Source organism: Mangrovibacter yixingensis (assembly GCF_020523985.1).
In the GTDB taxonomy this organism is placed as follows: domain Bacteria; phylum Pseudomonadota; class Gammaproteobacteria; order Enterobacterales; family Enterobacteriaceae; genus Mangrovibacter; species Mangrovibacter yixingensis.
The window spans coordinates 114,892-131,596 of record NZ_JAIVKM010000001.1 but is presented as its reverse complement, the minus strand read 5'-3'; the positions used below and the strand labels follow the sequence as shown (position 1 = coordinate 131,596).

The following is a 16,705-nucleotide window of genomic DNA, read 5'->3' as shown; positions in this document are numbered from 1 at the left end:
ATAGCTCATAACTACCAGGGAACACAGAGGAGGGGCTCGGCAGCCTTACCCGTTAATTGAACCAGGCAGAAACCCCCGCGATAATTGCCAGAGATGCAGGAACCACAGTTAATACCAGCACGGTTTGTTTATGCATTGCTTTATGCAACATGCTGGCAAACTCACCACGAAAACCATTTATATCACAGCGTAGCTCAGCACGTAACTCAACCATATCACCATGCAGGTCTTCACGTAAGCTCCCCATTTCACCACGCAGTTCTTCACGCAAGCTCCCCATTTCACCACGCAGTTCTTCACGCAAGCTCCCCATTTCACCACGCAGTTCTTCACGCAACTCGCCCATTTCACTGCGCAGTCCTTCACGCCACTCGCCCATTTCACTGCGTAGTTCTTCACGCCACTCGCCCATTTCACTGCGCAGTCCTTCACGCCACTCGCCCATTTCACTGCGTAGTCCTTCACGCCACTCGCCCATTTCACTGCGTAGCTCAACACGCAGGTCGGCAACATCAGATTTCGTGGCAAACTGTTCAGCTCGTGCGGTTAATGTCGCAAGATTAACCCGGATATCAGCCACATCGACTTCAAGTTTTCCTACCCGCAGACCGAGATTTTGCAAAAAATAATCCCGTGCTCCCTGTGGTGTATGCTCACAGGCGACGTAATTTTTTGCGCGACAGCCATGTACGCTGATGATTTTGGGGGCATTCATATGTTACGCATCCTTATTTGAACACTCACTTCCTGTTAAGCAGGATTATCCCTTGTTTCTTCTTGGGGGAAAATAGTGCTTAAAATAACTCTGCAATTCCCATCGCAGAAAAAAAGCCACGCAATGAAACAGTTTCAGGAAGATGCAGCGAGACGCGCAGCAAACAGCAAAAACAAACCACCGGTGATTCGGTTAAGCCAGCGTGCTACAAGCGGTTTTTTCAGAATATGGGCCACACGGCGTGATGCATTAATAAGCGTGAGTGACCAGAGTGTCCCCAGCACCACATGAATGGATACCAGCAAGAAAGTCCATTCTACCGGATTGTGCCCCACAGGAATAAATTGCGGCAAAAACGAGACATAAAACACACCAACTTTAGGATTCAACACATTGCCCAGCATCCCACGGATAAACCAGTTACTGTGCCGGGCTGTTCCCTCGCTTTCGTTTAATTGAGGCGTTACAGGCGTTCGTAACATTTGAAAAGCAAGCCAGCATAAATATACCGCCCCTGCCCATTTCAACAGCGTATAAGCTAACTCGGAAACGGCCAGCAAAGCCGCCAGGCCAAATGCGACCATCGCCCCCCCAAATAAAGCACCCGGTATTAATTCCCAGCGCGGCCATAAACGCTTTCCGGCCCCCTTCAAGGGTTGCGGTGCGTAAAATCAGTGCGGTATCAAGACCTGGTGTGATTGTCAAAAGTGTAGCGGCAAGGGAATAGGCAAGAAGGGAATCAGTGACCGTCATTTTCGAGCTCCGAAAGAGTGAAAACTACATAAATCCCCCGGTACAGACAAGCGCTTTATACAAAAAAATCTCACGCCCTTCCATGGGCCGCGATAATCAATCAAGCACAGATGGGTCCTGGCGAATCATCAGTTGTTTCATTTCTTCGAAATGCTGGCGTGAAAAATCGGCAATTTTTTCCCAATCCTGCGCTGTTTTTTCTGCCACGTCATCTGCAAGTACACGTAGAGGTTGCCCGGTAGACCAGGCGGTAACCAGAATCTGGCAGGCACGCTCCAGTGTCCAAATATCATCAAATGCTTCGCCAATGTTGGGGGCTGTTACCAGAACACCATGGTTGCCCATCATCAGGCGTTTGTTGCCCGCTAAAAGCCCGGCCAGACGCGCACCTTCCTGCACCGTATCGGCCATACCACCATACAGCGAATCGAAAGATACACGGTTAAAATAACGCGCCGTATTCTGGTCGATTGGCGGGATATGAGGTTGTGCCAGGCAAGCAACGCTTGTGGTGTATACCGGGTGCAAATGCAAAACGACTTTTACATCCGGTAAACGCTGGTGAATTTGCCCATGAATAGACCATGCTGTTGCATCTACATCTTCACGCTGTGCCGTTTCCGGGTCATCAGCATTTAATAACAACAAATCACTGGCCCGGATACGGGAAAAATGCATCCACTTTGGGTTCAGTAAAAACTGCTTTCCATCTGGCGATAACGCCGCACTGAAATGATTAGCAACCGCTTCATGCATCCCAGTGTGCGCGATGATGCGGAATGTAGCCGCCAGATCAATACGCGTTTGTTCTTCATGAGAAAGCGCCATAAATTACCTCACATTACAGGAAAAGAAGAAAACCGGGGGATGCTTATTGAGCCTGTGGCATCAAGGTTTTCAAATCTTCTTCCGTAGGGGCCTGGAAGTTATATTTTTTGAGTAATGCAGCGTATTCTGGCGTTTTTTGATATGTCGCCAGTGCCTTTTCCAGTGCCTGTTTGACTTCCGTGTTGCCTTTTTTCACACCGAAACCATTCAACACTGGGTAGATAAGTGTGTCGGATGAGATAACAATGCGATTGCCCAGTTTTGCTGTTACACCACGGGCAACTGCCGCATCCGTTATCTGTGCTTCAACAGCGTGAGATAACAACGCCTGAGTGGTTTGCGGGTCGGTGGTGAATTCGCTCAGCGCAATGGGCTTCAGCCCTTTTTTCACGCAATAGTCGTCAGACAGCTTGTGTAATTGCTGAAGCCAGGAAGTGGCACCCATTGAGCCAATTTTATGGCCACAAAAATCCTCAGGCTTTTTAGGCTGATAACTGCTGCCCTTCAACGCCAGAATGGACTCACCACTCTTGAGGTAAGGCACCATATCAATGACTTTCACGCGCTCTGCCGTGATATACATTGACGAGTTGGTAATATCAAAACGCCCTCCCTGTAAACCAGGAATCAGGTTAGGAAAACGGGTATCCAGGTTTTCGGCTTTCCGGCCCATCACTTTTGCCAGGCCATTAAGAAATTCGATATCAAACCCTGCCGGGTGGTTATTTTCCATGTATTCATAGGGGTAAAACGTCATATCAGAACCCGCAATGATTTTTCCGGGCTGCATAAAGGCCAGTGAACTGAATGACGCCGTAGCGGTAGCCGCGCCGACCAGGCATAGAACAACAGAACGAAGCGAAGTGCGTAGCTGTTTCATAAAACCTCCAAAGATAAAATGTCAGGCGCTGGCAAGATCTTTTCCGGCCTGTTGAACAAAAAAGGATGCGCCACGGGGTTTTTGCGGCAAACGTAACTGGTTGTCGGTACTGCGAATCAGGCCACTGTCTTCACCCGCAACCAGTGTGCCGGTGTGTATGCTCGGTAGGGGGTTTTCGCCATAAGGCAGCGCATCTTCTGCTGCGTATACCGTAATGAATAATGTCCGCGGACATGCCGTTTCATTCGGGCTTGATGCATGTAACAACCGGGTGTGCATAAAGCACACTGAACCGGACGGGGCAAAGCAGGCCACAGGGTTCTGGCAATGCTGTGCCACTACCGTGTCATCTACTGTTCCGGTAAACCGCCCTTCTTGCCAGTGGGACCAAAGCGGGCCCTTGTGGCTGCCAGGGATCACGTTAAGCGGGCCGTTTTCTGGCGTCACATCGCTGACCATCAAAAGTGCTGTGATCAGGCTGTCGTTACTGTGCGGCGTAAATAAAAAATCCTGATGCCATTTCACCTGTGTCGCAGTGTGCGGCAATTTGGAGTTAATTTTGCTGTGATGAAAACGTGTTCCGCTATGGCCTATTAGTTGGGCAGCAATAGTTGCCATACGTGACTTCAACGCAGTTTGCAGGTAAGCCGCGGAAATCTCGGTAGGTGATGTTACCCGGCGTAAAGAGGGGTGTTCCGGGCTATGGTCACTCTCAATATCGAAACGCGCACGCCCATCTACCGTTTCGCCCCAGGCATTATCATGATGACGGCTGTCTTCCACCCAAGTATCAAAGTCTTGTTGCAATGCACTAATTTCACTGGCGGTTAATACATTTTCGACCACCAGAAAACCTTGTTGATGAAACTGTTCAATTTGCCATTGTTCAATCACAACGTTTTCCTCTCAAAATTCAGGGGTTACTAAGCAAGGGAGACATCTTTCAGGAAAGCGCCAACGCGTGGGTTCTGCCCCTCACGCAGTACAGCAGGCGTGTCATCGCAAACCACGCGCCCTTTCTCCATAAAGACAATTCGGTCAGAAACTTTGAACGCAAAATTCATTTCGTGGGTCACGATAACCATCGTTATCCCTTCATGAGCCAACGCTTCAATCACCTGCAAAACTTCGTTGACCTTTTCGGGATCAAGGGCCGATGTTGGTTCATCAAACAACATGATTTGAGGGCGCATCATCAATGCACGGGCAATAGCCACACGCTGTTGTTGCCCACCAGAAAGTTGATGAGGGTATTTCCAGGCATGTTCCAGCAAGCCAACTTTATTCAGCAGTTCGCAGGCACGTTGTTTTAATTCAGATTCAGAAGCCAGGCGGTGATAACGCGGTGCCAGCAACAGGTTGTTCATCACAGATAAATGCGGAAACAGGTTAAAGCTCTGGAACACCATACCGATATTCAGGCGGTGTTCGGCATGCTCTGTAAAACGCGGTTTCTGCCGGTTACTCCGGTCCAGATGAATAAAGGGCTGGCCATTGATTTTAATTTCCCCGTTATCTATCTGTTCCAGGCCGTTCAGCAGGCGAATGAGTGTTGTTTTACCGGACCCTGACGGGCCAATGACCGATACCACTTCACCTGGGTGAATGTTCAGGCTCACCGCCCCAAGAACTTCCACATTGTTGTATGCTTTTTGCAGTTTGGATGCCTGCAACGCCGGGCCATTCGTTGCAGTGACCGGGCGTTTAACAACATCCGCCTGCTGTGTTGCCAAAGCCAGCATGGAAGCATCAACTTCACGGCTGGTGTTACGCTGGGTAACATCCAGGTAACGCTCCAGTTGTTTCAGCAGGAAATCAAATACCGTCACAACCAGGACGTAATAAAACGCAACTGCCGCCATGGTTTCCATCACCAAAAAGTTTTGTGAATATAGCCGCTGGCCTACCATCAGAATTTCAGTCAGCGAAATAACAGACACCAACGAACTGAGCTTAACAATCGCGATATATTCATTTGCCAGCGCAGGTAATGCCACGCGTAACGCCTGGGGAATAACCACCCGCCATTGAATACCGGCATAGCGCAACCCCAGAGCCCGTGCTGCTTCGCTTTGCCCTTTCGGGATAGATAACAGCCCACCACGATGAATCTCAGCCACATAGGCGGCCTCACTCAGGACCATAGCAATCAGACCTGCCCAAAATGGGTCACTGAGAACGACGGATGCGCTGGGAAATGCCTGAGGCAGGTTGTAGACAAAAATCAGCAACACCAGTAGTGGCATACTGCGAAATAACCAGATATACATCCGGGCAGGCAGGCGTAAAAATAGATGGGAGGATTGTTTCGCCAGGGCAAGGAGAAAACCAAAAACAATGCTGATTCCCCAGGTCAAAAGACTGAGCTTAATAACAGTCCAGGTGGCCCGCCAAAAGTCTGTATCACTAAACAGACTCAACATGTAGTTCCAGTCAAAAGTCATGGGCTATTTCGCTCATTTAAAATAATGGAATTACGCGATTCCCCATGAGCAACTATGGGGCATTTCCCGTAATCAATGCTGAATTACACTATGTCGGCACTCCTGCGATAGTGGCAACTAGTAAATTTTTTGCCTTTAACTTTAAAAAAACTATGCAAGATGGTTAACACATGAAAAACACCTTAAATATTTCCACCCACACATAAACAACAATAAAAAAACAATTGAGCACATAAAAAAACGCACACCCTAATTAAACATTAAAACGCACGATCAGGGTGCAATTAATGAATCAAATAAAGGCATGCGTATTATTTTGGTGCAAAATAAAAAATACCCCTGAGAAACTATCTCCTCAATTATGTTCAACACGTAAAAAGGCCAGAGAAAGTAATTCATTCATAAGACAGAGAATAAAGGTGGTAGCACATTCAGTGGCATGATGCTTGCAAGATTGATTAGCCTGAAACTATACCAATTAAGCCAGTAACAATATTTAATAAATGGTCCCTGCTATGACACGCTTTACACTCAAACAACTGAAGTATTTCGTCACCGTCGTTGAGACGGAGAGCATCGCCGAAGCTTCACGGCAGTTACATATCGCACAACCCTCCATTTCGATAGCGATAAAAAACCTGGAAGACACCTTCGACCAGCAGCTGTTTATTCGCCATCATGCTCAGGGGGTATCGCTGACCTCTGGTGGCAGGCGTTTTTATGAAAAAGCTAAGGAATTATTACGTCTTTCATACGAGTTTGAACAAAACTCTCGTGCAGATAAGGATCTAGTTTCCGGTACTATTTCAGTGGGTTGTTTTGAATCTGCAGCTCCACTATATATGCCCAAACTGGTGGCTGGCTTCACTAAAATTTACCCGGATATCACCATTCAGTTGTATGACGGTGAACAACATGAACTGATGCACGGTTTGCACCGCGGTCGGTTTGACATGGCATTTTTATATGATCTTGAATTAGGCAATACCATTCACAAAGAAGTGTTAAATGCGCCGCATAAACCTTATGCCCTGCTTCCTGAACACCACCGTCTGGCAAACCGCAAAAGCGTTACTTTGCAGGAATTAAGCCGTGAACCCATGATTTTATTGGATGCAGTTCCCAGTAAAAATTATTTTATCAATATATTCAAAGAAAAAGGATTTAACCCAGAAGTCGCTTACAGCTCGCCTTCAATTGAAATGGTGCGCTGTATGGTTGCCCAGGGATTGGGCTTTTCTGTGCTGGTTACCCGGCCTTGTTCAGATATTACTTATGATGGTGAACGCCTGATACAAATGGATATTGATGATGAAATGCCGGCATCCACACTTATCATGGCCTGGTTACAAAATAATGAGCCCACACGCCCGGCACAGTTATTTATGGATTACTGCCGTAACGCCGAATTACAACCTGCGCCTGCCAGCCACTAAATAACTCACTATTAAATAGATACGTCAATACTGGCGTATTTATTTACACCTTATTGCCTCATAATTTTCTATTCAGACACTCGTTTTATAATAATTTACCGTAACAGCTGAGTTACATACTCTGGTTTTTATCAACATCGGCCAGGTTGCCGATTCATGGTAATTGAAGGACCCAGAGATGACAGAAAACGTAATAACAACAGATACGCTGGTTGTAGGCGCAGGCCAGGCTGGCGTGGCAATGAGTGAACATTTAACCCGCCTGGCTATACCGCACCTGGTTGTGGAAAAAAACCGTATTGCAGAAGCCTGGCGCAGTGGGCGCTGGGATTCTCTGGTTGCCAATGGTCCGGCCTGGCATGACCGTTTTCCGGGTATGACTTTCCCCGGCAGCCACCCGGACAGCTTTGTGGCCAAAGAACAAGTGGCTGACTACTTTGTCGCTTATGCCGACAAATTCAAAGCGCCCATTCGCACTGGTGTGGAAGTGTTCAGTGCCACACGCCTTAAAGGGCGTCCTGGATTCCGGGTTGAAACATCGCAAGGGATTATTGAAGCACAACGTATTGTCTCGGCCACCGGGCCTTTTCAGCGGCCAGTTATCCCCGCAATCGCGCCACAAGACAGCTCACTGCTGCAACTCCACTCAGCACAGTACCGTAACCCGGAGCAACTGCCAGATGGCGGAGTGCTGGTAGTAGGTGCCGGTTCATCAGGAGTGCAAATCGCCGATGAACTGAACCGTGCCGGGAAAAAAGTGTGGCTGTCTGTTGGTGCACATGACCGGCCGCCACGCACTTACCGTGGCCGCGACTTCGTATGGTGGCTGGGTGTGTTGGGCTTATGGGATGCAGCGGCAAACCAGCCAGGTAAAGAGCATGTCACCATTGCGGTGAGTGGTGCCCGCGGCGGGCATACCGTTGATTTTCGCCAGCTTGCTCACCAGGGCATTACGCTGGCAGGCCAGACGGAAGGATTCCACGAAGGTGAGGTTACCTTTCAGGATAATTTGGCGGCACATATCCGCAATGGCGACGAGTCTTACCTCGCGTTGCTGGATGCGGCAGACCAGTATATTTCCCGCCATGGTCTTGAATTGCCAGAAGAGCCAGAGGCTCGCTATTTCATGCCAGACCCGGATTGCATGACCACACCAGTCCGTACTCTGAATCTGCAACAAGCGGGTATCCGCACCATTATTTGGGCAACAGGTTATGCCACAGATTTTAGTTGGCTCAAAGTGGGTGCCTTTAACCAACAAAACCAACCCCAACACCACCGGGGTGTATCCAGTGAGCCTGGCGTGTATTTCCTGGGGCTGCCCTGGTTATCCCGCCGCGGTTCCACCTTTATTTGGGGGGTATGGCACGATGCTAAATACATTGCCGACCAAATCGCCATTCAGCGCCAGTACCAACACTATCGCCCGGATGATACCGAAGCCTGAGCCCTCTTACTTTCAGAACAGGAAACTACCATGCCAACACATACACGAATCCGGATGTTTAATACCAAAGAAACCTACCCAAACCAGGTTTTGGATAATGACCTGTGCCAGGCCGTACGCGCGGGCAACACCATTTATGTTCGCGGCCAGGTAGGAACCGATTTTTCCGGTAACCTGGTCGGGTTGGGGGACCCACGCGCTCAGGCTGAACAGGCAATGAAAAATGTGAAGCAATTGCTGGAAGAAGCAGGCAGCGATTTAACACACATCGTAAAAACCACCACTTATATTACTGACCCGCGTTACCGTGAAGCGGTCTACCAGGAAGTGGGCAAATGGCTGAAAGGTGTGTTCCCTATTTCTACCGGCTTAGTGGTTGCCGGGCTTGCCCAGCCACAGTGGTTGATGGAGATAGATGTGATTGCCGTTATTCCTGAAGATGAAATAGCGCAGGAGGCGAAATGACACTCTCTATTAGTGCGCGTTGCCCGGAAACCGGGCAACTGGGCATTGCCATTAGCTCATCAAGCATTGCTGTTGGCTCCCGTTGCCCGTGGTTGCTGTCTGGTGTGGGGGCGGTATCCAGCCAAAACATCACCCTGCCCTCTTTGGGGCAACAGATCCTGGCAAAACTGGCAGAAGGCCTGGCACCAGAACAAGCCATGCGGCAAACCCTGGCTGAAGACCGTTTTCGCGAATATCGCCAGGTCGCCGTTATCGATGCCAGCGGTACAACAAGCGTATTTAGTGGTGAGCAAACACTGGGTATCCACCATACAGTTCAGGGAAACAACTGTGTTGCAGCGGGCAATTTGCTGGCTAACCCACAGGTTATCAATGCCATGGTAGATGCATTTGAATCTTCCACCGGGGAACTGGCAACCCGCCTGATTACCGCACTTCAGGCAGGTATTGCCCAAGGCGGGGAAGCAGGAAGCGAGCACTCTGCGGCAGTTAAAGTGGTGGATGATTACACCTGGCCCGTTGTCGATTTGCGGGTGGACTGGGCAGAGCAGGCACCGGCAGATGAATTACTGGCGCTGTGGCAAGCCTGGGAGCCGCAAATGGATGCCTATCTCACCCGAGCACTCGACCCACGGGAAGCCCCCAGCTACGGTGTTCCAGGCGATGAGTAATCAGGTACGGGATATTCTGGCCCAACTGCTGGCCTTCGATACCACCAGCCGGGAATCCAACCTCGCATTAATTGGCATGATTCGTGAGTTTTTGGCGGCCCGCGGGGTTTCTGCCGAGCAGTTCACCAATGAAAGCGGGAGCAAAGCCAACTTGTATGCCCGTATTGGCCCGCAAGGCCCTGGCGGTGTCATGCTCTCCGGCCATACCGATACCGTACCGGTAGATGGGCAGAACTGGTCGGTTCCGCCTTTTATGCTGACGGAGAAAAATGGCCGCTACTACGGGCGTGGTAGTGCGGATATGAAAGGTTTTCTCGCCTGTATGCTGGCCTCTGTTGAGACCTTTTTATCTTCGCCATTACGCATGCCTTTGCACCTTGCCTTTTCCTACGATGAAGAAGTGGGATGCCTGGGCGTTCGCAGCCTGGTGGACTGGCTGCGCAATGCAGAGGATCGCCCCGCAATGTGTATTATTGGCGAGCCTACAGAAATGCAACCGGTATACGGGCATAAGGGAAAACTGGCGATGCGTTGCCAGGTGCACGGCCACGCCTGCCACTCCGCACAGGCCCCCGATGGGGTGAATGCCATTAGTTACGCTGCGAAAGTCATGACGCAACTGGGTGAGCTGGGTGAGCAACTGGCATTACACCAGGACCCCCGTTTTTCCCCGGCATTCAGTACCGTGCAGGTAGGCACTATTCAGGGTGGTAGCGCGCTAAATATCGTGCCGGCAAACTGCTCTTTTGATTTTGAAGTACGCTATTTACCCGGCGTTCAGGTGCAGACAGTTGCGGAGAAGTTACAGGCATGGACAGAACGCACACTGGTTCCGGAAATGAAGCAAGTTGCCCACGAAAGTGCGATAACGTTTCACACCCTGAGCCATTACCCCGGCCTGTTGGCAGAGACCCAGTCTGAATTTGCCCGCCTGCTGTCTGGCTGGTGCGGCAGTGAGTCTTTCTCTACTGTCGCTTTTGGTACAGAAGCGGGTTTATTTCATGAAGTGGGTATCTCCACCTTGATTTGTGGGCCGGGCAGTATGGCGCAGGGCCACAAAGCCGATGAATTTATCGCTATTGAACAACTCGATAACTGTATGCTCATGCTGAATAATCTGTGCGCCTGGATGAAGGCCCCGGACGCAAACGCTTAACCAAAGCACAAACCTGTATGACAGCTTTTGTAATTTTGCTTAAGCTGTCACATAGCTTTTCTCTCCAGACCGCTAAACTAACGCCAAATCTTGTCACGCTCACTGGCACAGGAGTCTGTTTCATGTCTGGTTTGGTTAACTGGGGCATACTGGGTTATGCCCGCATCGCAAGAAATTCACTTATTCCGGCTATCAGCCGCGCCACTCATGCACATTTGTACGGCGTCGCTTCGCGTAACAGTACGCAACTTCCCGTTGGCGAGTGGGATAAAAGCTACCCGGATTACGCCAGCCTGCTGGCAGATGAAGCAATTGATGCCGTATACATTCCCCTGCCCAATTCACTGCATAAAACCTGGGTGATACGCGCCCTGGAAGCCGGGAAGCACGTTCTGTGTGAAAAACCGTTAGGCCTGACCGCCGAAGAAGGTATCGCGATGCACAAGGCAGCGCAGCAACATGGGCGCATCCTGATGGAAGCCTTTATGTACCGCTACACCCAGCGAATGCAGGCAGTAAAATCCGTGCTGGAAAGCGGTGTGCTCGGCGATATTCGCCATATCAATGCCACTTTCCGTTTCCTGTTAAACCGCCCTGGCACTATAAAAATGCAGCCCGCTTTAGGTGGCGGAGCCCTGTACGATGTGGGTTGTTACCCGGTAAATTTTGTTGGCATGGTCACCCAACGGGTGCCGGTTCGTTGTGAAGTGTTATGTGAGATGGACAACGGTGTGGACACGCAACTGTCGGCGCTTTTGCAATATGACGATGGGCTGATAGCCAATATTGATTGCGGGTTTAACAGTTTTGGCAGCAATTTTGCCGAAATTATCGGCACTAAAGGTTTACTGCGCATTGAAGACACATTCCAGGACAATGCCGGGGATATTTGGCTGCACACCAGTGAAGGTAGCCGCGCAATCCCCGTTGAGGAATCTGACCGTTATCTGGCGGAAGTCAGCCAGTTTTCCGCCGCTGTGCTGAAGCAACCTGCCCACTGTCTGTCGCTGGAAGAAAGTATCCGTAACCTGCAGGTTCTGGATATGATCAGAACGAAACTCCCCACGACAAGCAAGTAACAACGCACAGCTTTTCCGGGCCTGAGAGCACACCATTGATACTGTACGCCAACTCAGGCTCTGATGACTTCACAAGCATGTTTGGTAATGTGCGCACACACAGAGTCTGATAAGTGGCGGTCAGTAATGACTGTAGTAAAGCGAGTCAGTGGCAGGGCCATAAAAGTTGCTAACTGATTAAATTTAGAGCTGTCACACAACAGAATATTTCTGCTGCTGACCTGGCTCACCGTCTCTTTGACGGGGACTTTGTTTTCATCAGGAGTAAAAATCCCTCTGGCATCCCAGCCACTGGCAGAAATAAAGGCGGTATCAATAGCCAGGTGGCGTAATGTCCGCGCAGCGGATTCACCAACACAAGAGCGGTTTTCCCGGCATAATGATCCACCAGTATGTATCACTTCACACTGGCTGGATTCAATCAGTAATTGGGTTATTTCAAAATCGTTAGTGACTATCTGCAAATCATCGCGGTCGAGGATTTCCCGTGCCAGCGCCAGCGTCGTGGTTCCTGCATCAAGGTAAATACAGCTGTTACGCGCAATTTTACTGGCAGCCAGCCTGCCAATTTCTTTTTTCTCTTCACTGTACAATGTGCTTTTAATCAAGTGGCTGGGCTCTGTCGCCAGACGGCTGACAGAACGGACACCGCCAGATACGCTAACCAACAGCCCTTCCTCTTCCAGCTTACTGACATCCCGCCGGATAGTCATATGGGAAACACCCAGAGTTTCCGTTAACTCGCTGATACTGACCACGCCGCGTTGTTCAAGCAGCGCCAAAATTCGCTGATGTCGTTCTACCGGAATCAAAAGCCAGCCCTCTTATCATTTTTTAACATTCTGACAATGCATACTACGCTTTCTGACGCAGGATAACAGTGCCACAGATGGCATAACCTACGGGGTTAATCCCTTTACTATGATGCCAGGCATGTTAATCCCGCTCACCTTGCATGTGAATATTTTATATTTTGCTGTGTAAATCGTGAAATTCATCACATATTTTCACACCAAGCCATTATAAGTTATCATTAAATAACACAAGTTAACTTAAATTCACAAGGAGGCAGCATGTCTGCACAATACAATGTCTGTGTTATCGGGCTGGGATCGATGGGCATGGGGGCAGCACAATCCTGTATCAACGCAGGGCTGAATACCTGGGGAGTTGATATCAATCCACAATCCTGCAACGCGCTGAAACAGGCAGGAGCAAAAGACGCGGGGCACAGCGCTATCCCGTTTGCACAGCAACTCGATGCCGTTGTGTTACTGGTCGTCAATGCAGCACAAGTCAATGCGATTTTATTTGGCGAAGATGCGCTCGCCCCTCACCTCAACCCCGGTACCGCTGTGATGGTCTCTTCCACTATTTCATCAGCGGACGCCTGCCAGATTGCCGAGAAACTGGCTGAGTACCACCTGTTGATGCTCGATGCCCCTGTTTCTGGTGGCGCAATTAAAGCCGCCGCTGGTGAGATGACTGTCATGGCGTCGGGAAGCGTAACAGCCTTTGAACAACTGGCCCCCATACTGGATGCAGTCGCCGGAAAAGTGTACCGCATTGGCGAGGCAATTGGCCTGGGCTCTACCGTTAAAATTGTTCACCAACTGCTGGCCGGGGTACATATAGCTGTAGCCGCAGAAGCCATGGCGCTGGCCGCCAAAGCGGGTATCCCTTTAGACACAATGTATGACGTTGTCACCCACGCAGCAGGCAATTCATGGATGTTCGAAAACCGGATGCAGCATGTGCTGGATGGTGATTTCTCGCCAAAATCCGCCGTAGATATCTTTGTGAAAGACTTAGGTCTGGTGAGCGATACAGCCAGGTCACTGAAGTTCCCGCTCCCTCTCGCCAGCACAGCGCTGAATATGTTCACCTCTGCCAGTAATGCCGGTTTTGGGCGCGAAGATGACAGTGCCGTCATTAAAATTTTTAGCGGTATTACGCTGCCAGAGAAAAAACAGTAAAGGGAGGCAATATGCAACTTGGTGTTATAGCGGATGACTTTACCGGTGCCACCGATATTGCCAGTTTTCTGGTCAAAAACGGGATGCCGACAATACAACTCAATGGTGTCCCCACAGGCGATACCCCGATTAGCAGCGATGCCGTCGTCATTAGCCTGAAAAGCCGCTCCTGCCCGGCAGAACTGGCCGTCGACCAGGCGCTTAGCGCATTACGCTGGTTGCAGGAACAGGGTTGCCAGCAAATTTATTTTAAATACTGTTCAACCTTTGACAGCACCGCTAAAGGCAATATTGGCCCGGTTCTGGATGCCCTGCTCACGGCGCTTGGAGAAAAACAGACTGTCATATCGCCGGCACTGCCAGTCAATGGGCGCACCGTCTACCAGGGGTATTTGTTTGTCGGCGAACAGTTGCTCAATGAGTCTGGGATGCGTCATCACCCGGTGACACCCATGGACGATGCACACCTTGGCCGCCTTACCGAACGCCAGGCACAGGGAAAAGCAGGTTTGATCCCCTGGTCGGTAATTGATGCAGGCCCACAAGCTGTGGCTGAAGCGCTGGAAGCACTGCGCCACACTGATGTGCGCTATGTGGTGCTGGATGCACTGAATGAACAGCACCTGTTAACCCAGGGCATTGCCCTGCGCGAGATGAAGCTGGTTTCTGGCGGCTCTGGTCTGGCTATTGGGTTGGCGCGCGACTGGGCCTCGCGCCACGGTTCACAGCAGGATGGTGCTCAGGCCGGTATGCCTGTCGCTGGTCGTGGCGTTGTATTGTCCGGTTCCTGCTCTGTTATGACCAACCGCCAGGTCGCGGCCTATCAGGCTGTAGCCCCGGCAAGAGCGGTAGATTTAACTGCCTGTTTCGAAAATCTTGATGACTATGTTGACATGCAATGCGACTGGGTATGCAGCCAGACAGCCACAGGTCTGGCACCGATGGTGTATGCCACAGCGCAACCAGATGAACTGAAACAGATTCAGGAAAAATACGGCAACAGTGCCAGCAGCGCCAAAGTGGAGCAGTTTTTTGCTCAGTTGGCAGCCCGCTTGCTGGAACGAGGATTTACCCGCTTTATTGTAGCGGGCGGTGAAACGTCGAGCATTGTGGCGCAAACCCTGGGTGTGCAAGCCTTTCATATTGGTCCGGTGATTTCTCCGGGTGTGCCATGGGTACGTGATACCCGGCAAACACTCTCCCTGGCACTTAAATCCGGTAATTTTGGCGATGAGCACTTTTTTGCCCGGGCACAACAGGAGTTCCCCGTATGACTGAACAACAACTGCGTGATGAGATGGTGCATATTGGCGCTTCGCTGTTTGCCCGAGGTTATGCCACCGGTTCAGCAGGTAACCTGTCAGTGTTACTGCCAGACGGCAACGTACTGGCGACACCCACCGGCTCCTGCCTGGGGGAACTGGATGCCGACACCCTGTCAGTAGTGACACCCGAAGGCAAATGGTTGTCGGGTAATAAGCCCTCTAAAGAAGTGACATTCCACCGGGCAATTTACCTCAATAACCCGGAGTGCCAGGCGATAGTCCACCTGCACAGCCACTATCTGACGGCTCTTTCCTGCCTGGAAGGGCTTGATCCGGTGAATTGCATTCGGCCGTTTACGCCATATGTCGTTATGCGGGTGGGCGATGTTCCGGTGGTGCCTTACTACCGCCCGGGCGACAACCGGATAGCTGAAGACCTGGGTCGTATGGCCTCCAGCTTTAAAGCTTTTTTACTGGCTAATCATGGCCCGGTCGTAACAGGCAGTTCCTTACGAGAAGCCACCTATAACACCGAAGAGCTGGAAGAAACAGCGCGGCTTATTTTTACGCTGGGTGACCGCGCTATTCGCTACCTGACACCTGAAGAAGTTGACGAACTGAGATAATCATCATGCCAAAATTCGCTGCCAATTTATCAATGATGTTCACAGAATTACCCTTTCTGGACCGTTTTGCTGCAGCGGCCCGGGCAGGTTTTGACGCGGTGGAGTTTTTATTTCCTTATGACTACCCGGCGTCAGACATTAAACAACGTCTCGATGACAATCAGTTATCCCTGGTTTTATTTAACACAGCACCTGGTAACACAGAAGCGGGTGAATGGGGCGTTGCTGCAATGACCGGCCAGGAAGCACTGGCCCGGGAACATTTTCATATGGCTCTGGATTATGCCTGCGCACTGGATTGCCCACAGGTGCATATCATGGCGGGTGTTGTTCAACCTGGCATGGACAAAGCCGAATGCGAAAGCGTATTTGTTGAGAATATGCGCTATGCAGCTGACTTATTTGCTAAAAAAGATAAATGCGTTTTAATTGAAGCACTAAACCCAGAAACGAAACCTAATTATCTATACTCCAGCCAGTACCAGACTCTGGATATGGTAAAACGAATCAACCGTCCCAATATATTTACTCAACTGGATCTTTATCATGCACAAAAAGTGGATGGTAATTTGAGTAAAATAATAACTGATTACGCAGGTAAATACCGCCATATCCAGATAGCTTCACTACCCGACAGGCATGAACCTGATGAAGGTGAGATTAATTATGACTGGATATATCGTTTACTGGATAAAATCAATTATTCCGGATGGATCGGCTGTGAATATATTCCAAGAGCGGACACCATTTCCGGGTTAACATGGTTTTCCGAGTTTAGAAGAAAACACTAATCTGTTATTAAATCAGTAGTAAACCAGTGTTACAACCCTGTACCTCTGGGCACACCAACTATACCGTTATTGAGGTACAGGGCTTATGCTATCCACAAGCTTCTTAATTAAGCAAAGATATTAAGCTGGTAATTATTATTAAATAAAAATCTGTCCCCTATCGACACCGAGGC

Annotated in this window: 16 protein-coding genes and 1 pseudogene; 10 read left to right on the top strand and 7 right to left on the bottom strand. The window is 50.0% G+C overall.

Going from position 1 to position 16,705, the window contains the following annotated elements; translation table 11 throughout:
- Positions 1 to 52: 52 nt before the first annotated feature.
- The 6 genes and pseudogenes from LC084_RS00695 to LC084_RS00670 form a co-directional block, all read right to left on the bottom strand.
- Positions 53 to 715, bottom strand: coding sequence for an apolipoprotein A1/A4/E family protein (locus tag LC084_RS00695; RefSeq protein ID WP_226568489.1), 663 nt, complete (start codon positions 713 to 715; stop codon positions 53 to 55).
- A 134-nt stretch (positions 716 to 849) separates the two neighbouring features.
- Positions 850 to 1,468, bottom strand: a pseudogene (locus LC084_RS00690) (LysE family translocator).
- Positions 1,469 to 1,564: 96 nt separating this feature from the next.
- Positions 1,565 to 2,296 carry a class II aldolase and adducin N-terminal domain-containing protein gene (locus LC084_RS00685; RefSeq protein ID WP_226568488.1) on the bottom strand — a complete coding sequence of 244 codons (732 nt, stop codon included), beginning with the start codon at positions 2,294 to 2,296 and terminating at the stop codon, positions 1,565 to 1,567.
- Between the two features lie 43 nt (positions 2,297 to 2,339).
- Positions 2,340 to 3,176, bottom strand: coding sequence for an ABC transporter substrate-binding protein (locus tag LC084_RS00680; protein WP_226568487.1), 837 nt, complete (start codon positions 3,174 to 3,176; stop codon positions 2,340 to 2,342).
- 21 nt (positions 3,177 to 3,197) lie between these two features.
- The gene (locus LC084_RS00675; protein WP_226568486.1) at positions 3,198 to 4,070 is read right to left on the bottom strand and encodes a phytanoyl-CoA dioxygenase family protein; all 873 of its coding nucleotides are present in this window, start codon (positions 4,068 to 4,070) and stop codon (positions 3,198 to 3,200) included.
- A gap of 29 nt (positions 4,071 to 4,099) precedes the next feature.
- Complete coding sequence (locus tag LC084_RS00670; RefSeq protein WP_226568484.1) at positions 4,100 to 5,620, bottom strand: amino acid ABC transporter permease/ATP-binding protein; 1,521 nt, start codon at positions 5,618 to 5,620, stop codon at positions 4,100 to 4,102.
- 515 nt (positions 5,621 to 6,135) lie between these two features.
- On the opposite strand from LC084_RS00670, the gene LC084_RS00665 reads away from it, so the two are divergent.
- The 6 genes from LC084_RS00665 (at position 6,136) to LC084_RS00640 (ending at position 11,874) form a co-directional block, all read left to right on the top strand.
- Positions 6,136 to 7,056, top strand: coding sequence for a LysR substrate-binding domain-containing protein (locus tag LC084_RS00665; RefSeq protein ID WP_226568482.1), 921 nt, complete (start codon positions 6,136 to 6,138; stop codon positions 7,054 to 7,056).
- A gap of 178 nt (positions 7,057 to 7,234) precedes the next feature.
- A complete protein-coding gene (locus LC084_RS00660) occupies positions 7,235 to 8,503 on the top strand; it encodes a flavin-containing monooxygenase (protein WP_226568481.1) in 1,269 nt (422 codons plus the stop codon).
- A gap of 30 nt (positions 8,504 to 8,533) precedes the next feature.
- The gene (locus tag LC084_RS00655) at positions 8,534 to 8,968 is read left to right on the top strand and encodes a RidA family protein (RefSeq protein ID WP_226568479.1); all 435 of its coding nucleotides are present in this window, start codon (positions 8,534 to 8,536) and stop codon (positions 8,966 to 8,968) included.
- Positions 8,965 to 9,639 carry a DUF1028 domain-containing protein gene (locus tag LC084_RS00650; RefSeq protein ID WP_226568477.1) on the top strand — a complete coding sequence of 225 codons (675 nt, stop codon included), beginning with the start codon at positions 8,965 to 8,967 and terminating at the stop codon, positions 9,637 to 9,639. Before LC084_RS00655 ends, LC084_RS00650 begins: the two co-directional genes overlap by 4 nt.
- Entirely contained in the window at positions 9,632 to 10,795 is a 1,164-nt protein-coding gene (gene argE / locus LC084_RS00645) for an acetylornithine deacetylase (protein WP_226568475.1), read from the top strand. The genes LC084_RS00650 and argE overlap by 8 nt, the downstream gene beginning before the upstream one ends.
- A gap of 122 nt (positions 10,796 to 10,917) precedes the next feature.
- On the top strand, positions 10,918 to 11,874 hold the full coding sequence (locus LC084_RS00640; RefSeq protein WP_226568473.1) for a Gfo/Idh/MocA family protein: 957 nt from the start codon (positions 10,918 to 10,920) through the stop codon (positions 11,872 to 11,874).
- Between the two features lie 53 nt (positions 11,875 to 11,927).
- Here the strand turns inward: LC084_RS00640 and LC084_RS00635 are convergent, their stop codons facing one another.
- Complete coding sequence (locus LC084_RS00635; protein ID WP_226568472.1) at positions 11,928 to 12,686, bottom strand: DeoR/GlpR family DNA-binding transcription regulator; 759 nt, start codon at positions 12,684 to 12,686, stop codon at positions 11,928 to 11,930.
- A gap of 261 nt (positions 12,687 to 12,947) precedes the next feature.
- Between LC084_RS00635 and ltnD the strand changes: the two genes are divergently transcribed.
- Genes ltnD through otnI form a run of 4 tightly spaced genes read left to right on the top strand, consistent with a single transcriptional unit; the run spans position 12,948 to position 16,532 of the window.
- The gene (ltnD, locus tag LC084_RS00630; RefSeq protein WP_226568471.1) at positions 12,948 to 13,850 is read left to right on the top strand and encodes an L-threonate dehydrogenase; all 903 of its coding nucleotides are present in this window, start codon (positions 12,948 to 12,950) and stop codon (positions 13,848 to 13,850) included.
- 11 nt (positions 13,851 to 13,861) lie between these two features.
- The gene (gene otnK, locus LC084_RS00625; RefSeq protein WP_226568470.1) at positions 13,862 to 15,124 is read left to right on the top strand and encodes a 3-oxo-tetronate kinase; all 1,263 of its coding nucleotides are present in this window, start codon (positions 13,862 to 13,864) and stop codon (positions 15,122 to 15,124) included.
- A complete protein-coding gene (gene otnC, locus LC084_RS00620; RefSeq protein ID WP_226568469.1) occupies positions 15,121 to 15,741 on the top strand; it encodes a 3-oxo-tetronate 4-phosphate decarboxylase in 621 nt (206 codons plus the stop codon). Before otnK ends, otnC begins: the two co-directional genes overlap by 4 nt.
- Positions 15,742 to 15,746: 5 nt before the next feature.
- Positions 15,747 to 16,532 carry a 2-oxo-tetronate isomerase gene (otnI, locus tag LC084_RS00615; RefSeq protein ID WP_226568468.1) on the top strand — a complete coding sequence of 262 codons (786 nt, stop codon included), beginning with the start codon at positions 15,747 to 15,749 and terminating at the stop codon, positions 16,530 to 16,532.
- Positions 16,533 to 16,705 lie beyond the last annotated feature (173 nt).